Origin of the sequence: Leptonema illini DSM 21528, assembly GCF_000243335.1 — a bacterium.
In the GTDB taxonomy this organism is placed as follows: domain Bacteria; phylum Spirochaetota; class Leptospiria; order Leptospirales; family Leptonemataceae; genus Leptonema; species Leptonema illini.
On record NZ_JH597773.1, the window covers coordinates 2961787 to 2980049 of the forward strand.

An 18263-nucleotide genomic window follows, 5' to 3' on the forward strand; every position below is an offset into this window, starting at 1 on the left:
TCCGTCTTCTCGGCAAACATGACGGAAGACAGGAACAGAAGGAGCGCAGAGCAGATTACTCGCCGTCGTCGGTGCATCATCGTATCTCCAGTTCGGGCGGCGCGAGGTTCTCATGCAGCACGATCGTGAACTTTGCCTGAGCGTTGTCTTTCGCCGATTCAAGCGTCCATCTGAAGACGCCCGTATCAAGCACGGAAAGATCGGTTAACGTAAATGCATTGCCGGTCACCCTCGTCTGAAAGACGACCGTTCCTGTGGCGTCGCGAAGCATGAGCGTTCGCTCTGCCGGGACGCCCTTCCATCGAAAAAGCAGGAAATTCTTTCCCGTCATGTCGACGACGCCGGTCGGATAAAGAAGCGTGAGCGGCTCGGCCGCGGGCCCGGGCGCTTTCTCTGATGCCGGTGCGTCGGTATCGAGCTGCCCGTCTTTTCCCGAAGGTTTCTCGGCCTCGCCTGAAGGCGATGGGGCGGCGGCCACGACCTCAAAGCTGGAGATCGAGCTTTCAGAGTCGGCGCCTGGAACGCTTCCCCTTGCGAGTACTCGCCAGTAATACCGGCCAGGAGAGAGCTGTATCGACAAACCCGTTCGACGCACATCCTGATAGGCGACGCGATCGGTAAAGCTGCGGTCTCTTGCCAGCTCGATAAAATACGACGAGGCCGATTCTTCCTCTTTCCAGCGAAAAGACACGTAACCAGGATCGGATGCGATGCGAATCTTCGCCTCGGGACGCGGCATCAATAGTTGAGGGCTGCTTTTGCGACGCAGACGCAGCCGTCGCAGCGGACCGACCTCGTCGCCCTGTCGCACTCTCCAGAAATAGTTAGCCGCCTTCAGTTCAAGCACAAGCCTTGAATCGTTCTGGACGTCATAAATTTGTAGATTCTTTTCAAGCGGAGCGCCTGCATAGAGTTCGACGGTCGTCGTTCCGGCCGCCCCCTGCCAGCGGAACTCAACCTCCATGGAATCGCCCGTATAAAAAAAGCGAGCGTTATCCTCGGGGCTGATAGCGGCGATCCCTCTTCGTATTCTGCGGTCTTTGCCATCTTTCGTCTGCAACGATTCGCCGGGGCGCAGAATTACGGTCACATCGTCAGCAAGCACAGAGGCAGTGCCGTCCGTTTCGATCTCGCCGTCTTTATCGTTCAGTGGATCGACGAAAAAGCGTGTCGGGCCGGCCTCGGTCGTAAAACGTCTTCCGGACCGCTCGACAACGACGCCCTGACTGCCTGGCCTGATAATCGCCGACCCTTTTACGAGTGTGACCGTCATCTTCTCGCGCAGATGAAGAACGATGAGGCTTTCAGGATCAAGCTCGATCTTAGACCCGTCTTTCAGGTCGATGACGGCCTCTGCCGTTTCGTCGGTACGAACGGAATCACCGTCAAAGACCGTGTCTCCTGGATTCAGGCGCTGCCACACGACCTGAGCAGGATCTCGCCGCTGTACGATGCGATTGCGATAGCTGACATCACCGACCGGACGTCCAGTCCCTTCGCCATAGCTCAGCGTCATCTCCAGATAGAGAAGAACGGCGCTCATGACGAGTATGGCAGAGCATATAATGAGAACGACGATATCTGTCCGGCTCAGCTTACGGTTCATTGGAGCCCTCCGGCATGCCCGGACGATAGGCGATTCGCAACTGTTCTCTGAGCTGTTCCAGCGATCGGGGCGCTTCGGAGTCGTTCTTTCGCCCCAGAACGGCGTAGGTTAACTGTGGTTCTGCCTTACCGCGAATGGGTACGGGAGGCATGGCGACGAGATGATAATCGTCACCGAGTATGCGTCGCGTGCTTTCAGAGATGAGGATGTCGGTACCGAATTCTTTATTCAAATATTCGATACGGGATGCAAGGTTAACGGCGTCGCCGATGACGGTAAATTCAAGGCGCTTCTCTGATCCGACCTGGCCGGCGATCACCGGCCCCGTATTAATGCCAAGGCCGAAATTTATATGCGGGATGCCTTCGAGCGCGAAAGAATGATTGAGATCTATCAGAGACTGTCGCATGAGCAGAGCCGAATTGACGGCGCGCTTCGCCTCATCCTTCTGCGGAAGAAGGGCTCCCCAGTGAGCCATGATCGCGTCGCCGATGAACTTATCGACGACGCCGTCCGTAACCGTCACGCTATCGACCATCGCCGTGAAATAGCGGTTCAGAAAATCCACGACCTCTTCGGGTTGACGGGACTCTGAGAACTGGGTGAACCCTCTGATATCGGTGAAAAGAACCGTACAGTGCTTTTTCTCGCCACCGAGACGCAGACTACCCTGAATGGCGCGCTCGGCGATTTCAGGATTCACGAACTTACCGAACTCTTCTTTGATCTTCTGACGTTCGCGCAGTCCATGCACCATCTGTATAAAGGCCACGGTTAACGAACCGATCTCGTCACGCGTGCTCGGCTTGATCTGAACGGCATAGTCGCCCTGCTCGATTCGGCGCGCCGCATGAAGAAGTTCGACGATGGGCAGTGTCAACGTTCGCGAGAAGAGATAGACGATGATGAAGGCGACCGTGAGAATCATCACGACGATGAGGATGTTCTGTCGCTGCACGCGAAAGACGGCCTCAAAGGCCCGATCGGCCGGGACAAGAGAGATCACGCCGAATCCGTTTTTCAAGATGCGAAACGAGCCGAGATATTCATGGCCTTCTGATTCAAAGAGCTGAGAGCCGTTGTCGACGGGACTGCGCAGCATTGACTGTACGATAGGCAGGTCCTCGATTTTCTGAATGGCGCCATCGGTGGCCGAAATCAGCCGGCCCTGCCCGTCGACGAGTAGAAGCCTGAATATCTCGGTCTGCCTGGCGCTGCGGTAGCGCGCGAATAACCGCTCGGGTGAGAGAACGATCAACTGAACGGTATCTTCGGAGTCAAGCCAGAGCGAAAGTATAAGGAGCAGAGAACCATCCGCTCGCACAAACGGGCTGAAAACAGGTACATCGGGCGAAGCATTGAAAAACTCGTCCGATTTATCGGACTGAAGAAGCGAAATCATTTCGGCTTCGGTAACTCCGTAGTCTTTGCTTAACGCCTCGTTTAGATGAATGGACTCGGCCTTTACGGTATCGGTCTTGCCATCACGCTTGAGTAAGGCCACCGACACGGCCGAAGCGTTCTTAGCAAAAAAGCTCTGCGGGCTTTCCTGACCCGAACCGAGCAGGCGCCCCCATGCATATACGTTATCCAGATCGGAATCGAGTGCATCGCCGATCATACGCGAAAGGCTCAGGTTATAATCCTGTATAAGAACCGTGCTGAGTTTTTTGAAAAGATCGCCCGTCAGCGTGATGATCACGACGCTGGAAAGCACGACGATACCCGTAATAATCGAAAGCAGCTTACGACGAATCGAGAACCGTCCGCCCGGCTTGCCGATCATAGTCTTCGCCGTTTGTGGAAGATACGGATGGATGCTTCGCGCATATTCGGCGACGATTTTGCGCACCTCTTCGGGAGCTTCAGGGCCGTCTACGACTTCGGCGGCGCGATCGGGCGAGATTTCAACCGGATGAATGAGCAGCGTGGGCAGGAATCCTCTTACAGCGGCCGAGGCCTCCTGCGAGTGAAGAAACAGAACATGCCCCTTCCATAGATGAGTGCGCAGCTCTTGATTGAGGCGACGGAAATAAGAGAAGTCAGGACGCGTAAGCGAAGCGACCGATGCAAGAAGAATCGGCATGCCCTCTTCGCGACAGATGCGGTGCCATTCGGACAGCTCGTCAGATCCCATCCACTTCAGATCGGGAGCAAGCACGAGAAGAGAAACCTGATTCCTCTTCCAGCGACGAACGCGACGCGCAATACCATCCGCTCCTTCTGACGAGAACTTATCGTCAAGCGAAGGATCGTGATACAGAGCGAAGCCGCTTCGAAATCGAATTCTACCTTTCTCCATTCTGATCCATCCAGAAAATCAGCGGCCCCGTCAGAGCACACTACAAATCAAATCGACCCATCTACCAGGGAAAATCCATCACGGCTATGCTACAACCATAAGATCAAGCGTTCAGCCTGCACCGGATTGGTATGCGACGAAAACTAATCCTTTTTCCTTATCAAATTACACCATCCGGTGTATTGACCGACGGTAATAAAAATGCAATCCTCTGATGTAGAAAGATAGGAGGATCATCATGAAACGCATCGTAACAAACCTCAGCCTGCAGATCCTCGTCGCATTCCTGGGAATGCTCATGGTCTCAGCCTGTACGCGCGAGGATGAAAATCTTGCATGGCTTCTTGCCGTCACCGACCCTCTGGCCGACATTGAACCGACGACGGAGGCCGAAACCATCCCCTTTCATATGGATGTCGAAGACGTGAACGGCCCCACGGATTTTATCTTCGAGAATACGACGACCTACCCGGTCAGGGTAACCGTGATCGACGGCGTGAACCCGGTAGACAGCACCCTTGTTCAGATTATGGAATATACGTCGGGCGGTCCGCGCGTTTCCTTCCGCGCGGTCACCGATGCCGAGGGCAATGTCAGCGGTAGCTTCACGATAGAGAATCGTGCCGAACCGCGGGTTACGGTGGAACTCACATATCTCGGTAAAGAGTATCGCTTCGAAATCGACCTGACAAATGTCCGCGAAATCAAGCGCTACATCTACGTTGACGGCTACCTCGAGCAGATCGAGATCAGCGATCGCGACGGCGACGGTATTGCCGACGAGCTGGACGATTATCCCGATGATGCCGGTCGCGCCACGCTTGTTAAGATTCCGGCCGACAACTATTTCACCATCGCCTTCGAAGATCTCTTCCCCACTCCGGGCGACGCCGACTTTAATGACTATGTTGTGCGAGTGAAAAGCGAGCAGGACCTCGATGCGCAAGGTAAGGTCGTACGCATGCGCAGCGAGTTCACACACGTGGCGAAAGGAGCCGGCTACAACCATACCTTCCATATGAAGTTACCAGGAACGGGACAATATACGCTGAAGAGAACAGCGGCAGATGGAACCGTCGCCTTTGATACGACCCTTCCGCTTACCGATGCCGGAGTCGAGATCTTGCCCTCCAGCGAAACGACGCTTGCTCAATCCAACACTGCGACGGGACAGATCTTCGTTACGGGCATGACGGCGCAATTCGAAGCCGTATTCGAGACGCCGCTGACCGGACTGGCCTTTCCCTATGACATGTATCTCTATGTGAAGAATACGAAGAAGGAGATTCACTTCCCCGGCAAATACACAAATAGCGACGGAAGCGATCCCTATATGGATGCGAACGGATTCCCGTGGGCCCTGTTGATTCCAGGAGACTGGAGCTGGCCTCTCGAACGTAACAACATCCATCAGGCGTATCCGCTCTTTCAGAGCTGGTACGAAACGGCGGGACAGCAAGCTGCGGAATGGTATAAAACAGCAGACTTCAATCTCGTCTTCAACAAGTGAACTTCCAACATCCGCTGGAAGGCTGAGGGGGCCGGTGCGAAATGCGCCGGCTTTTTTTTGTTTACCGGCAACCCCGTGTCGCATTCTTCACTGGAGTGAAGCTTGATCCGGCCTATGCAGAACAGATCCTATCAGGCATCTCGCCGCTTTTCACGATCAATCAAAGGCAGGAGTTGCGCTTTGTAAACCGGCCGTTCGAAGAAGAATTCGGAATAAAAGCGGCGACCGTACTCGGCCGACGCATCTTCGACATACTGCCGCTTCCCGTACTCGATCGCGAGGCGATGCTCGACGCTCTGCAGCGCAAGGGCGGACGCAAAAGCGTGAACCATCAATTTCGCTTTCGACGCCGTATCTATGGTTATACAGTATTCCCGGTCGGAGCGGATCAGGGCATCATACTCAAAAATATTACCGACATACGCCGCCTGGAGCGCAAGGTACAGAATCTGCATTCGCGTCTTCTCAGCGCCCAGGAAGAAGAACGACAGCGCCTTGCCGCCGAACTGCATGACGGAGTCGGGCAGACCATCGTCGCCGCAAAGATCAACCTGATGGCGTATAACGCCGACCGTGCCCGGAACGAATCCCGATTTACGATGGCCGTCGAACTGATCGATCGATCAAGCGACGAACTGCGCGAAATCTATTCGAATCTGTATCCTTCCGTGTTACGGGAGCTCGGTCTGACCTCGGCGATTCGAGCCGCTCTGAAGGCCCTTGAAGGCGCCTCGATTCATGTGGATGCCGATATAGATATTAAACGCGCCTTACCCGAAGACCTTGAGGTCCAGGTTTACAGGCTTCTGCAAGAGCTGATCGCCAATACTTTGAAGCATTCGTCGGCGACGGCGGTTTCCGTTCATATCTTTCAAAACCGCAACCTGCTTCATCTGCAATTCGACGATAACGGAACAGGCTTCGACACGGGACGAAGCGCCGAGAGCGGATTCGGGCTTCAGAATATGCGTCGCCGCGTCGCCGACTGGCAGGGATGGTTGCAGCTGATTTCATTTCCTGGGGGCGGAAGCAGCGTGCAGATACGCCTGCCTGTTCGCCGGAGGACGGCTCCTCTATGAAAGAAACCAGACTCTATCTTGCCGACGATCATGCCATCGTCCGAGAAGGCCTTCGCTTCATCCTGAGCTCGCAGCCCCATTACAAAATCGTCGGCGAATCAGGAGACGGACCGATCGCCTTGCAGCAGATCGAAGAGATCAAGCCCGATATCGCCATCCTCGACATCTCGCTTCCCGGCATGACGGGTATTGAGATCGCCCGGCAGATTCGCCGATATCATCCCGACATCAGAATCATCATGCTTTCGCGTCACGATAACGAAGAGTATCTGCGTGAGCTTCTTAAATATAAGATCCACGGATATGTTTTGAAAGATGAGGCGGGCAGCGACTTAATAAGGGCTATCGATGCCGTTATGAGCGGCGAAACCTATCTGAGTCCGCGCATGGTTTCAATGCTCGTGCGCGAAAAAGAGGCCGGAACGGACGCCGATACGGGCCTTTTTTCCCTGCTTTCAAACCGTGAACGAGAGATACTCAAGCTGCTGGCCGAAGGCAAGACGAACGAAGAGATCGGAACGCAGCTGCGTATCTCTCCTCATACGGCGAAGGTTCACAGACAGAATATCATGAAGAAGCTCAACCTTCATAAAACGGCCGATCTTGTGCGCTATGCGGTGCGTACAGGGTTAATCGAAGGCTGAGCGGCTATCGTTGCGCGAACGGCTTGCTGCGCTTAACGCACGCAGAGAAGGGAAAGAGGTATTGAGCAGTCCCCACCAAAACCGCCATCAGCAAAAGCCGCCGGCCCCGTCACGGCACCTACGCCAAAAGCGCCATTGCCCACCGTATCCGTCCAGTCGGTACAAGTAGATGGTCCCAATTCCATCCAATCACTATCCATTCCCGTCCACCACTGGCCTGCGGCAGCAAGCGGAGCATTCAAGCCCGCCGTCATTAGAAAGATGCCTGAGGCATTCGTCGTAAAGACGACCGTTCCATCGGGGCGTTTGTAGCTCGTATTCGCGCGCAGCACCCAGTCTACATGCTCGGAGCTGCCGCCTGCACAGTTAATCGACGTGCAGGCGACTCGATTGCCAGAATCGATAAGAAGCGCTCTGTATTCTGATCCTGTTCCAGGAAGCGCCGGCTGCTCACTGTCCTTTGCCTGAGCGCAGAGACTATCGGCCCCTTCAATGCCGGTCGCCCCCCCACCGGCCATAAGTAGATTGCCGTTGTAGGTGGCCGAAGTCGCAAAGATGTAATGATCAAAGGTACTGGCAAGACTGAGCAGGCTAACCGCTCCGCCTTCGGGAAAAGGTTTCGAGCATTGCAGGAACAATCCAGAAAAGACGCTCATCGTCGCGATAAAAACACGGCTCGATAACATAGGATTCAATGAGCGCCCCATACGTTTAAGATATGATGACGTCGTAAGAATACAACACATTTCGAGGTTCGGTAAGCACAATAATGTTGCTCTATTGCCTATACCATCTCAGGCTGAACGTCCTTCATTTCGCGGCACAAGCTTATCGAGCTTGCGAATATAGAGAGCGGCCGCTTCATCCTCGGGATTGGCCCTGAGAATGCCCTCGAAAAGCTTGCGAGCCTCGTCATATTCGCCTCTATGCAGGGCCATGATGCCCTTCTCGAATTCCGTACGCGTCACCTGCTTCACGATTCGCATCTCTGTCGGATCAAGGTCAAAAACCTCGAAGACAGAGACGGGCTCCGTCTTACCTTTCACGCGCACCTTGCCCAGGAAGCGATAACAGAACTTGTTCGGATCTTCAAGACGTACCAGACTTTCTTCGCTGATGACGATCGATGATCCGTAGCTTCTCGTCAGACCTTCGATACGAGAGGCAAGGTTAACTGCATCAGAAATGACGGTGCCGTCCATGCGCTCCTGTTCGCCTACGGTTCCGAGCATCAGCCGGCCCGTATGAATGCCCGCCCCAACGCGGATGGCGGGGCGTCCCCACTGTGTCAGCTCTTCGTTGAATACATTGATGGCCTTTTGAATCTCAAGAGCGGCCTGAAGCGCGTCTTCGGCGCCTTCGGGAAACAGAGCCATGAGACCGTCGCCGAGGTATTTGTCGATAAAGCCGTTGTTCTTTCGAATCAGAGGTCCGATACGACCGAGATAATCGTTCAGAAAATCAAAATTCTCTTTCGGCGTCATATGCTCTGAAATCGTCGTGAACGATCGAATGTCGACGAAAAGCACCGTCATCTCGGTCTGCACCTGATCGCCGAGATGAATATCAAGAATGCTCTCTTTCTGTAAAAAACGAAGAAACTCGCGCGGCACAAAACGACTGTAGGCCCGGTTGTACCTCTGTAGATTTTCAGAGAGCGCCTCAATCGTCGAGAAGGCCCTTGAGAACTTCAACGACAGGATAAACGATTGTGAGAAAATGAATATAAAAAGACCGAATCCGACCATCTGAAACGTGAAGATGACCTGCTGGTTATACAGGATGTCGTTGAGTACGGTCAGGATAAAGATAAACGACGTAAGCGAGACGACGACGGCCCCGTCTCTGCGTCGCACGACGGATTTCAGAAGCCCGTATGTGCACAGAAGCACGCCGACGACGATAACAAGCTGATGAAAATCGACGGAATGCGAATAGATGCGCGCCGGCGTAACAAGCACAAGCAACACAAGGGCAAGATCGATGCCGATTAAGATCTGCGTCATGCGCAGAGGAATCTCGCTCGGATAAAGCGAGCGCAGGAAGAGCAGGAAAAGCGGTAAGCCGACGTTCATCGAGATGTACTCGACTTTGAGCAGGGCCTCCCAGTATTCGAAGGGCACGACGCCGTGCAGAATGCGCTCGCCGGTTACCATGGTGCGAAGGGCGATATCAAGACAGAAAAGACCGAACCAGAGCGTGGAGCGATCCTTCTTGCGCAGCAGGAACAGGCCTATATGATAGAAGCCCATGATCACAAGGCTTCCGGCAAGAAAGCCCTCGAAAATCAGCATGTATTCTCGATAAGAATGGATGGCATCGTAGCTGCCGAACTTGATCGGCTCCCATATACCGCCTTTGCGATGATGAAAGTTAGCCACCTGTATAACGAGTTCGACGGATTCGCCGGGAGCGATCAGATCATACAGCGCCGTTCGATACGAAGGCATAGCCTCGTCTGGATTCGATGAAACGACGCCCGCTCCGCCATAGTACTGTCCGTTCACCCAGAAGCGATAGCTTGAACCGGAATCCAGAAGCTTCAATGAAAGCGGAGGCGAATTTTCGGGAAGCAAGATGCGCAGACGGTAGGTAGCATAGCCTGTGCCACCGAGTTCATGACCGGCGATGCGTGCAGCATTCCATGCATCAGGCTCATCAAGAAAGATATCGGGGGCGGGCGCTTTTTGAAAATCCCCGGGAGTCAGGAGACGCTTCCAGTAGAATTCCCAGGCGCCATCGAGATTGAGAATGAAGGACGAATCCACCTGCGCCGATCTCAGGTCAAGTACGCCATCCTGCACTTTGTACGAGGTACGCTCAGGCGAGCATCCGAGAAACAACAGAGGGGCAACAAACAGCATCCAGATAGGTCGACGCATGCGGCACGATCTATCAGAGCTTCGATGCTGCCGACTCAAATTTCAAGCGCGGCTTTGCGAGCTCTTCTATGAGCCGCCATAGATGGACCGTTCGCCGGCCGGCGTCAGCGTCGGTCCTTCCGGATGACCTTCCTGTATCAATCCATGCCCGACAAGTGTGTGCCAGGCATCGCGCACCATCATCTTTTCATCGGCGGGCCATGCCTTGATCTCATCCATCATGAGCTTCTTTGATAGAACGCCGCCCGCTCGAATACCGTGCGCCTGAAAAATCTGAAGAATCTTGTGAACTATCTTTTCCATAATATGAGCTGCCGCAATAAGAACTATAACACTGAGTCGAGTCTTTTGCTTCGGCCTCTCTCGTCACACGTTTTCTTGCGGGCTCTGGCGTTACTTCAGAGTCAGATGCCTTATATTATTCGCGTTCCATGCGATATCATCAACGGTACGCTCCGACTCAGCGAACTTGCTGATCGATTTTTCGCAGAGATAATAGCGATGCCCTTCTCGACGCAGCCACCTCTTTCCTTTGCGCCTCAAAAAACTGCCCAGCTGATGATGCCGGAAGGTCTCGTCACGCAGGCGCTCGTCGATGGCAAAGCCCGATTCAACCGCGGCCAGACAGTAATCCTCGTAGCGCTTCTTGAAATCCACAAGATCAAAGCTTGTCTGCTCCGTTAAACGAATATGCTGAAGCGCTGAGGCGATCAGATGGCTGGCCGTGATGATGCTGCTTTTCTGTAGCGTATGGCGCAGATGCGCCAGATAATCGGGCAGCTGTCTTTTATCGGTCGGATGCGGGATGGGTTCGCTCACTTTAAGCCAGGCCGTGATGCGACCGAAGCGGTCGGTGCAGAGCTCGTCATAGGTAAGAGATACGGGAACAAGGGCTCGCTCCTTTCTCAGAGCGACGATGCCCGCAAGATCCTGCATCTCGGCAATACCGCCGTCATGACAGTACTTGCCCTCAGGAAAAATCACAAACGATCGATTGAGCTCGATCAGCTCTTTCTGCACGGCGACGACAGAAGACATCGTCGTGCGGCCCGCATGCCTCAGAAACTCTGAGTAGTCCATCTTCATCACGTGCGGGCCGGCGAAGATGTGATCGTAGTAGATGTCTTCAGGCGGAAGATCGACGCCTTCTCTGAAAACAGGATTGGCATGAAAGGAGCGCGCAAAGCGATTCGTCAGCCGACCGGCCAGTCGTGAGAAGGCAGCCAGAGGACGCACAAGCGGGCCACGCTTCAGAAGCTCGGGAACGAGGTCGCGATACGTATAGATGCCATAGAATAGCCCCGCCTGCGCTACAAGCGTGATGTCATGAGAACGTTCAAGAGGTCGGCCGGCCATGAAGGCAAGAGCCGAGAAAACGTCATGCAGCTTCTTGTGGGCGATGGCGACAATAGGAGCCGATTCTTTACGCTGCGGAAAGTTCTCATACCCCTGCACATATACGTCGTACATCGCTCCCGGGAAATAGGCCATACGATGCAGCCTCTCGGCCCAGCGTACGATATGCTCGTCAAGGCATTCGATCATTTCAGGACGACGACTGAGGTTAGCACGAAAGGTCTGCTTTGCAGAGATGAAACCGGGCGGTAACCCCTTCCCGTTTGACGACGATCCGCCTGTCGGCGATTCTTTCAACGACATGTAACACTCCGGAGCTCTATCTTTATCGGGCCGGGCTGAACCGGCCGTCGGCTCTTCCATTTGCGGAATGAGAACGTTATCTGTCAATCAAACATCTCATCGTTCAATCCCAGCTGGCGAATCTGATAATTCAATCTACCCCTTGATATGCCGAGCATCTCAGCCGCCCGACTTCGGTTCCCGCGACTTCGCTGGATGGCTTCGGCCAGTAACCGCTTTGCGTAGGCGTTCATCATACCCTCAAAATCAAGCGTTACCCCCGAAGCAAGACCGAGGCTCTCCTGAGCGTCTCGCTCGGCCTGGAGATCATCTTCCAAACCGACACCAACATTGCCTGTCCCATCCGACATCAGAACCGACGCAGCGACGGCCCTTCCGGGATACTCAAGGGCGATTCGAGCCGATAGATTCTCAAGTTCCCGAACGTTACCGGGCCAGTCGTAGCGTCGCATTCGTTCAAGCAGCTCAGTCTGTGGTCGAGCCGGCTCAAGCTGCCACTCCTCCGCATAACGATGTAAGAAGTGCTCGAAAAGAACGGGAATATCGGCAGGCCTCTCTCGCAGAGGCAGCAACCTCTGCTCGAAAACGCAGATGCGATAATAGAGATCCTGTCTGAATCGCCCCTCGCGTACAAGCCGGCTCAGGTCTCTGTGCGTGGCAAAAACCATGCGACAGAGAGCCGGCCGCTCTTTCCGTGCTCCGACCGGAATGAAGTTCTTCTCCTGAAGAAGGCGCAAAATCTTCGGCTGAATCTCAAGCGGCATCTCGCCGATCTCATCAAAGAAAAGCGTACCGCCGGCAGCGATATCGACAAGGCCGGGACGATTCTCTTTCGCATCGGTAAAGGCGCCCTTCGCATAACCAAAGAGCTCGCTTTCCCACAGAGAGGCGGGAATGGAGGCGCAGTTAACCGGAACAAACGGTCCGTTGCTTCGCGAATGCAGGTGAATCCAGCGAGCCAGAAGCTCCTTACCTGTTCCCGTTTCGCCTACGATGAGCACCGGAAGATCTGGTCCCGCAATACGTGCGGAACGCTCCACCGTTTCGCGCATCCGATCATCCGAAAAAACAAGCAGCCGATTCTCAAGAGGTATCTCCGTGCGAATCGAACGGTCGGCCTCCGGACTCTCATTTCTGTGTGAATCGGCGTCAGAGGACGCCTGATCGGTCGTGACTTCGGATAACCCTGCAAGGCGCAGACGGCTGTTTTCGATACGAATACCCGCATTGCGCACGGCAAGAGCAAAAGCGACGCTGCCGAATTCAAGAAAGAACCGATCGGCATCGGTATACGAGCGCCAGCCGCGCTTCGGACCGAGAAACAGATAGGCAAACAGCTCACGTTGAAAGAAAACAGGAAAAAAGAAGACAAAGCCTTCGCCTCGTAGATCGGCAAGTAAGCGATGCCATAGATCGATGGCCGGATCGGCAAACGCCGGACCGCCGCCTTTGCTCATCTGTTCAAAGAGGTCTTTCAGCGCTCTGTAACGCTCTCCTGGCAATCGATATCTTGTCGTTAACGTCCGTCCCTCGCCGGGCAGCTCCGTCAGGTCACCGACGATAATAGGCGGATGGTTCGCCTCGGTCAGAACGATCCCACCCTTTTCAAAATCAAAACGACGGCGCAGCAGTTCAAGAACCCGACGCAAGAAGCTCTCGGGATCTTCATAGGCGTGCCCGATGACCTGCATAGCCTGAAGCAGCTGCTGTAGATCGTCTTCGATAAGCCGATCCGGGCCGAGGATCAATCGTTCCATCCAGTTGCGCAATCGTCTTTTCATTCGATGAATTCCAGAGCGGGCTCATGGTGGGGACTGATCAAAATTCGTCAAAGAGATTTTTGATCGATCAAAATTGATCAGCTGCGCTACTGGGATTGGTTCAGAGGGTGCAAATGAGCGCTCTATTCTCAATTTGGGGGCTGTTCTGGGCTGAAAATCTCAAATCAGCGCATTTCTCGTTACGCTCATGGCTGGCACAACCTTTGCTATAATAATCCCGTGCTCTCTTACGTGGATCTACTGCTGCTTGGCTCGCTTGTGTTCTTCTCTTACACGGCACAGGCCATGACAGGCTTTGGCAGCATCGTTGTGGCGCTCACAGTTGGCTCGCTCTTTTTCCCGATTCGCACGATACTGCCCGTGCTTGTTGCCCTGAACATCCCGCTCTGTCTGTGGATTCTTTATAAAAGGCACTCCGAGATCGACGTGCGCTTCTTACTTCTGCGCATCCTGCCGCTGATGGGCATGGGCGTGATCGTCGGGGTGTTGCTCGACGAACAGCTTGAAGGTCCGATACTGCGTCGCGTCTTCGGCGTTCTTATTCTTGGCTTCTCGCTGCGAGAACTGTATCTGCTTTTCTTTAAAAAGGAGCAGATGAAGGCCGACGAAACGCAAACACATGCAAGCAGCGTCATCGGCTCATTCTGGATTCTTATCGCCGGAGTCATCCATGGCATCTATGCATCGGGAGGCCCACCGCTTGTGCATGCCCTGAGCCGCATGGCGATGACACGGCAGGCCTTTCGCGCGACATTAACGGCGGTCTGGCTGATTCTGAACGGAGCGCTGCTCGGCCTGTATTTCGCGAACGGAAGATTCGCCGGCGAAGAGAGCCGGCAGTTTCTTCTATTGCTGCCCGCCATCCCGCTTGCCCTTCGCGCCGGAGAGTGGCTGCATGGCCGCGTATCGGAACGCTCGTTTCGCATAACGCTGCAGGGCCTTCTTGCCCTCTCTGCCGGAGCGCTTCTTGTGTAAATCTGACGCTGCAATATTCTATAGAATCCCTGATTTTCAAGTGGATTCTATGTTCGCTGTGTGCAAAGCCATTGTTGAAATGATCCGTAACGAAAAGAAAAGAGGAGAGAAACGATGAGTGCAGAAGAGTGGAGCGGAGGAGCCGTCGTCGCACGGATCCTCAAACAGGAAGGAGTAGAAAAGGTTTTCGGTATTATCGACGGAACCTATTTCGGCTTCTATTCATCCGTGGTGAAAGAGAAGATGGAGCTCATTACTCCTCGCCACGAAACAAGCGCCGCGCATATGGCGGCCTCGTACGCACGGTTAACCGGCAAGCTCGGCGTCTGTATGGCGTCGAACGGTCCGGGCGTGGCGAACATTCTACCCGGCCTTGTCGTCGAGCAGGCCGAAGGCAATCGAGTGCTGCTCATCACAAGCGCGCGACGGACGGGCATCATGTATCCAGATCGCGGAGGTACGTATCAGTGCTTCGATCAGGTCGGCGTCATCGGCAAGATCGCCAAGCACAGCGTCGCCGTTCCGTCCTTTGATCGCATTCCAGAGATACTGCGCATGGCTCTGCGTCATTGCTATGAGGGCCGACCGGGCATCGTTCATGTCGATATTCCCGAGAACATCATGAACGGTAAGGTGAAGGCCTCACCCGACTTCAGACAGCCGCATCGCTATCGACGCACGACTCCGATCATGCCATCTGACGAGCAGATCAAACAGGCCGCCGAGATGCTTATCTCTGCCGAGCTGCCCATCATTCATGCAGGCAGCGGTATCTATCATGCACAGGCCTTTGAGGAACTGGAGACCGTCGCCGCGCTGCTGCACGCTCCGGTTACGACAAGCTGGGCGGCCCGCGGCGCCTTTCGCGATACGTCCGAGCTGGCCATCCCCATGGTGGACGTACAGCTTAACCATCGCATCCGCAACGCCGCCGACGTCGTGCTGACGCTTGGCTCACGCATCGGCGAAACGGACTGGTGGGGAAAGGCCCCTTACTGGAAGCATCCTTCGCAGCAGAAGATGATCCAGGTCGATCAGGATGGCATGATTCTCGGCGCCAACAAGCCGGCCGATCTGGCTATTCTGGGCGATGTGAAGCAGTTTCTACTTCTGCTTGCCGATGAGCTGCGTCAGAACGTCGCCCGCATCGATGTGGCGCGACGCAAGCGATCTCTCGAACAGTTCGCGAAATACCGCGAGAAGTATCGGGCGAAACTCGACGCCGCCCTTGCAAAAGAGAGCCAGTTTGTGCATCCGGCGCGAGCCGTTGCCGCCGTACGTGATGCCGTCGGTGATGACGCCGTTCTCGTAGCCGACGGCGGCAACACGGCCATCTGGGCGAATTTCTACTGGCCGGTACGCAAGGCGGGCACGATCCTTTCAACCTTCAAATTCGGCATGCTCGGCGCCGGCGTGGCTCAGGCGTTAGGCGCCGCCGTCGCACGTCCCGATAAGAAAATATGCTGCCTTATCGGCGACGGGGCGATGGGATTTCATCCGCAAGAGATCGAAACGGCCGTCAGGCATAACCTGCCCGTTCTCTATGTCGTATTCTGCGATCGGCAGTGGGGCATGGTCAAGATGAACCAGTCCTTCACGCTGCGTCCGTGGAAGATGCTTCTTTATAAGAAGCTTGACCCGAGCGAGAATATCTCGGCAGATTTAGGCGAGATTCGCTTCGATCGCCTTGCCGAAGCGATGGGCGCTCACGGCGAGCACGTTCAGCGAAACGAGGATCTTGCAGCCGCCATCGATCGTGCGCTCCGTAGTGGACGCCCGGCCGTCATCCATGTGGATGTCGATCCTGTCGCACACATGTGGGCTCCGGGATTACGTTACTTCAAAGATATGCATCTCGAACCGAAGGGGAAATGAGATGCTGCCCATCGATCAGATTCAGCTGAACTTCAACCCGGGTTCGCTGATGCTCCTGAACGTGATCCTCGGCCTTGTGATGTTCGGTGTGGCGCTTGATATGCGCCTCACCGACTTCAGGCACGTGCTTGTGACTCCGAAGCCTGTGATCATCGGAATTGTCGCTCAGTTCGTCTTTCTACCCGCGCTGACATGGGTAATGACGATGATCTTCAGGCCTGCGCCGAGCATCGCACTCGGTATGATGCTTGTAGCGGCTTGCCCGGGCGGAAACATATCGAACTTCATAACGCACTACAGCAGGGGCAATACGGCGTTAAGCGTCAGCATGACGGCCATCTCGACGGCCGTGGCGATCTTTATGACGCCCTTCAACCTGACGTTCTGGGGCTCGATGAATCCCGATACGGATCGGCTTCTTACCGAAATCGCCCTTGATCCGCTTGAGATGCTGCTTTCCGTTTTTCTGTTGCTCGGCGTTCCGCTGATACTCGGGCTTCTGATCTCGCATAAGGCGACGGGCGTGGCCCGAAAGCTTCGAAAACCGATGCGCATCTTTTCGATGGCCGTTTTCGGTCTGTTCGTTCTCGGAGCGCTGGCCGCCAACTGGACGCATTTCCTGAACTACGTCGGCTACGTCGTTCTTTATGTGCTCGCGCAAAACGCCATCGCCCTTTCAACGGGATACTTCTCGGCCTTTGCTGCCGGGCTTCGCGAAACGGACAGGCGCGCCGTCGCCGTCGAGGTCGGCATACAGAATTCAGGGCTCGGGCTAACCCTCATCTTCACGTTCTTTCATGGCCTTGGCGGAATGGCTCTGATCGCCGCATGGTGGGGCATCTGGCATATCATCTCGGGCATGGCGCTCGGCACCTTCTGGTCACGGCGCCCGCCGGAGGAGCATACATGAAGGTGCTCGTAACGGGAGCCGGTGGTTATACAGGATCAAACCTGATCGCCGGCCTCACCGACTGTGACGTTCTTGCAACAGACGTTCGCTTTGCGCATCCTGAGTCGCCAGCGGCAGAGGACGCCGTGACGGTGGCGGGTAAAGACGCTTCTCACGCCGGACGCAGACAGATGCGATGCGATGTGCGCGATCGTGACGCCCTGATGCGTATGTTTCTGGATTTCAGGCCTGATGTCGTCGTTCACCTCGCTTCGATCGTCACTCCGGGCAAAAAGAGCAGCAGGGATTTCGAATATGAAGTCGACGTTACCGGAACGCAAAACGTGCTCGATGCCTGCGTCGCCGCCGCAGTACGACGACTGATCGTTACGTCAAGCGGAGCGGCATATGGCTACCATGCCGACAATCCCGTGCCGCTGAAAGAAAGCGATCCCGTGCGCGGGAACTATGAATTCGCCTATTCCTATCACAAGCGACTCGTCGAAGAGATGCTTGCGCGGCATACGGCGACGAAGCGGCTACCCGAGATCGTGATCTTTCGCGTCGGCACAATACTCGGTCAGATGACGAACAACCAGATCACGGCGCTTTTCAAGAAGAAGGCGCTGCCCGGCGTAAAAGGTTCGAATAGCCCGTTTGTTTTCATCTGGGATCAAGACGTCATCGGAGCGATCCGCCGTGCCCTGACAGTCGACCCGGCCGGTCGGTTTATCGCGCCGGCCGGCATCTTCAATCTTGCCGGTGATGGCTGGATGACCATCGACGAGATAGCGGCCCGACTGAAAAAACCAGTGCGCCGATGGTCGCCGCTTCTTCTTAAAATCCTCTTCGGTATCCTGAAACCCATCGGTGTCAGCCGTTACGGCCCCGAACAAGTGCGATTCTTACAGTACAGGCCCGTACTGGATAACGCAAGACTTAAAGGCGTATTCGGATATGTGCCGCAGAAAACAAGCGCTGAGGCCTTTGACTTTTTCTGCAAGGCGCAGATTGACGGGACGAACGGGACAAGCGGCACAAACGGCTAACGATAGCTTTAG

14 protein-coding genes are annotated in these 18263 nt (G+C 54.9%); 7 read left to right on the plus strand and 7 right to left on the minus strand.

From position 1 onward, the window contains the following. Positions 1–76 precede the first annotated feature (76 nt). Complete coding sequence (locus LEPIL_RS13480; protein WP_002773144.1) at positions 77–1606, minus strand: FecR family protein; 1530 nt, start codon at positions 1604–1606, stop codon at positions 77–79. Then, positions 1596–3908 carry an adenylate/guanylate cyclase domain-containing protein gene (locus tag LEPIL_RS13485; RefSeq protein ID WP_002773146.1) on the minus strand — a complete coding sequence of 771 codons (2313 nt, stop codon included), beginning with the start codon at positions 3906–3908 and terminating at the stop codon, positions 1596–1598. Before LEPIL_RS13485 ends, LEPIL_RS13480 begins: the two co-directional genes overlap by 11 nt. Before the next feature lie 238 nt (positions 3909–4146). On the opposite strand from LEPIL_RS13485, the gene LEPIL_RS13490 reads away from it, so the two are divergent. The 3 genes from LEPIL_RS13490 (at position 4147) to LEPIL_RS13500 (ending at position 7141) form a co-directional block, all read left to right on the plus strand. Then, entirely contained in the window at positions 4147–5418 is a 1272-nt protein-coding gene (locus LEPIL_RS13490) for an LruC domain-containing protein (RefSeq protein WP_002773148.1), read from the plus strand. Positions 5419–5513: 95 nt separating this feature from the next. Next, positions 5514–6497, plus strand: a complete 984-nt coding sequence (locus LEPIL_RS13495) for a sensor histidine kinase (protein ID WP_052608331.1) — start codon at positions 5514–5516, stop codon at positions 6495–6497. Next, entirely contained in the window at positions 6494–7141 is a 648-nt protein-coding gene (locus tag LEPIL_RS13500) for a response regulator (RefSeq protein WP_002773153.1), read from the plus strand. Before LEPIL_RS13495 ends, LEPIL_RS13500 begins: the two co-directional genes overlap by 4 nt. A 32-nt stretch (positions 7142–7173) precedes the next feature. Here LEPIL_RS13500 and LEPIL_RS22225 read toward each other — a convergent pair whose 3' ends face one another. The 5 genes from LEPIL_RS22225 to LEPIL_RS22230 form a co-directional block, all read right to left on the minus strand. Next, positions 7174–7797, minus strand: a complete 624-nt coding sequence (locus tag LEPIL_RS22225) for a DUF1554 domain-containing protein (protein WP_157135079.1) — start codon at positions 7795–7797, stop codon at positions 7174–7176. Positions 7798–7935: 138 nt separating this feature from the next. Continuing rightward, complete coding sequence (locus LEPIL_RS13510) at positions 7936–10023, minus strand: adenylate/guanylate cyclase domain-containing protein (RefSeq protein ID WP_002773157.1); 2088 nt, start codon at positions 10021–10023, stop codon at positions 7936–7938. 66 nt (positions 10024–10089) lie between these two features. Continuing rightward, entirely contained in the window at positions 10090–10326 is a 237-nt protein-coding gene (locus tag LEPIL_RS13515; protein WP_002773160.1) for a hypothetical protein, read from the minus strand. A gap of 90 nt (positions 10327–10416) precedes the next feature. Then, the gene (locus LEPIL_RS13520; protein WP_143464701.1) at positions 10417–11769 is read right to left on the minus strand and encodes a lysophospholipid acyltransferase family protein; all 1353 of its coding nucleotides are present in this window, start codon (positions 11767–11769) and stop codon (positions 10417–10419) included. Next, positions 11766–13463 (minus strand): sigma-54 interaction domain-containing protein, encoded by a 1698-nt coding sequence (locus LEPIL_RS22230; RefSeq protein ID WP_002773163.1) that lies wholly within the window; start codon positions 13461–13463, stop codon positions 11766–11768. The genes LEPIL_RS13520 and LEPIL_RS22230 overlap by 4 nt, the downstream gene beginning before the upstream one ends. A 231-nt stretch (positions 13464–13694) precedes the next feature. Between LEPIL_RS22230 and LEPIL_RS13530 the strand changes: the two genes are divergently transcribed. The 4 genes from LEPIL_RS13530 (at position 13695) to LEPIL_RS13545 (ending at position 18251) form a co-directional block, all read left to right on the plus strand. Then, entirely contained in the window at positions 13695–14438 is a 744-nt protein-coding gene (locus tag LEPIL_RS13530; RefSeq protein WP_078123386.1) for a sulfite exporter TauE/SafE family protein, read from the plus strand. 114 nt (positions 14439–14552) lie between these two features. After that, positions 14553–16313, plus strand: a complete 1761-nt coding sequence (locus LEPIL_RS13535; RefSeq protein WP_002773166.1) for a thiamine pyrophosphate-binding protein — start codon at positions 14553–14555, stop codon at positions 16311–16313. A 1-nt stretch (position 16314) separates the two neighbouring features. Further along, positions 16315–17223 carry a bile acid:sodium symporter family protein gene (locus LEPIL_RS13540; protein WP_002773168.1) on the plus strand — a complete coding sequence of 303 codons (909 nt, stop codon included), beginning with the start codon at positions 16315–16317 and terminating at the stop codon, positions 17221–17223. Further along, positions 17220–18251 (plus strand): SDR family oxidoreductase, encoded by a 1032-nt coding sequence (locus LEPIL_RS13545; protein WP_002773169.1) that lies wholly within the window; start codon positions 17220–17222, stop codon positions 18249–18251. The genes LEPIL_RS13540 and LEPIL_RS13545 overlap by 4 nt, the downstream gene beginning before the upstream one ends. Positions 18252–18263: the final 12 nt, after the last annotated feature.

What these genes read in the sequence shown, in the direction of transcription:
- LEPIL_RS22225 (WP_157135079.1), bottom strand. Translation starts at nt 7,797, where the DNA reads ATGAGCGTCTTTTCTGGATTGTTCCTGCAATGCTCGAAACCTTTTCCC.
- LEPIL_RS22230 (WP_002773163.1), bottom strand. Translation starts at nt 13,463, where the DNA reads ATGAAAAGACGATTGCGCAACTGGATGGAACGATTGATCCTCGGCCCG.
- LEPIL_RS13535 (WP_002773166.1), top strand. Translation starts at nt 14,553, where the DNA reads ATGAGTGCAGAAGAGTGGAGCGGAGGAGCCGTCGTCGCACGGATCCTC.
- LEPIL_RS13545 (WP_002773169.1), top strand. Translation starts at nt 17,220, where the DNA reads ATGAAGGTGCTCGTAACGGGAGCCGGTGGTTATACAGGATCAAACCTG.
- LEPIL_RS13485 (WP_002773146.1), bottom strand. Translation starts at nt 3,908, where the DNA reads ATGGAGAAAGGTAGAATTCGATTTCGAAGCGGCTTCGCTCTGTATCAC.
- LEPIL_RS13500 (WP_002773153.1), top strand. Translation starts at nt 6,494, where the DNA reads ATGAAAGAAACCAGACTCTATCTTGCCGACGATCATGCCATCGTCCGA.
- LEPIL_RS13480 (WP_002773144.1), bottom strand. Translation starts at nt 1,606, where the DNA reads ATGAACCGTAAGCTGAGCCGGACAGATATCGTCGTTCTCATTATATGC.
- LEPIL_RS13540 (WP_002773168.1), top strand. Translation starts at nt 16,315, where the DNA reads ATGCTGCCCATCGATCAGATTCAGCTGAACTTCAACCCGGGTTCGCTG.
- LEPIL_RS13510 (WP_002773157.1), bottom strand. Translation starts at nt 10,023, where the DNA reads ATGCGTCGACCTATCTGGATGCTGTTTGTTGCCCCTCTGTTGTTTCTC.
- LEPIL_RS13515 (WP_002773160.1), bottom strand. Translation starts at nt 10,326, where the DNA reads ATGGAAAAGATAGTTCACAAGATTCTTCAGATTTTTCAGGCGCACGGT.
- LEPIL_RS13490 (WP_002773148.1), top strand. Translation starts at nt 4,147, where the DNA reads ATGAAACGCATCGTAACAAACCTCAGCCTGCAGATCCTCGTCGCATTC.